The 739-nt window shown below is 61.7% G+C and carries 1 protein-coding gene; it reads right to left on the bottom strand.

The features are described 5' to 3' along the window. Positions 1–532: 532 nt before the first annotated feature. The coding region (locus MBELCI_RS18975; protein ID WP_045320577.1) for an integrase core domain-containing protein at positions 533–739 on the bottom strand (207 nt) is incomplete at its 5' end.

Raw genomic sequence — 739 nt, 5'->3', positions numbered from 1 at the left:
CATCCGGGATGGGACAGGTAGGTTTGCCCGACACGAGCAGGCAAACGGCCCGACCGGACGCGGGAGACGGATGCAGCGGCGGGATCGTTTTGCCCCGCAAAACAGACCAGAGCGCAATCCGGCGGAGCGGCCAGGGAGAGACGTGCTCGCGAGGCGGGCAAACCGGGACGCCAAGCGCAACGCCGCGGTGAGGCCGCATGGCCGAATGCGCGACGGACCGAAGGGCCGTTCTCCCCTGCGACACGCGAAGCCGAGCTGGGGAGGCCGCAAGGCTCTGGTCGAGGTTGATGTGCAGGGGCTACGCTGCCGACTATAGGGATTGCTTGTCCAGGCATTCGACGTGATCGGCGGAAAGCGGACATTCACTGCGAGTGCGAAAGCATACTGTCTGAGACATGATTGCGACAATTATTGTCTCAGCGCCAGCGCCAGTTTGACCTGCCCCCATTTTCAGAACCACTCGTAAGTCGAGCCTGATGGCACGTGCTCTGAGACCCAACCTTGGACCGCCGGGATCTGAAGTTTTCGGCCTTCATTCCGGTGACAGGCTGGTGGCGCCACCGGGATTATGGATGTCGATCGGGACGTTATATCCGATCGCGCTGTGGGGCCGAACCTCGTTGTAGTCTCTGCGCCAATTCTCCAACTTTTCGCGGGCATCGGCAAGCGTCAGGAACCAATGCGCGTTCAGGCACTCCGCCCGAAGCTTGCTGTTGAACGCCTCGATGAAGCCGTTGTC

The organism is Limimaricola cinnabarinus LL-001 (genome assembly GCF_000466965.1).
Classification (GTDB): domain Bacteria; phylum Pseudomonadota; class Alphaproteobacteria; order Rhodobacterales; family Rhodobacteraceae; genus Limimaricola; species Limimaricola cinnabarinus.
Note: the sequence above shows the minus strand (reverse complement) of the source record. Positions and strands in the feature narration are given on the sequence as shown.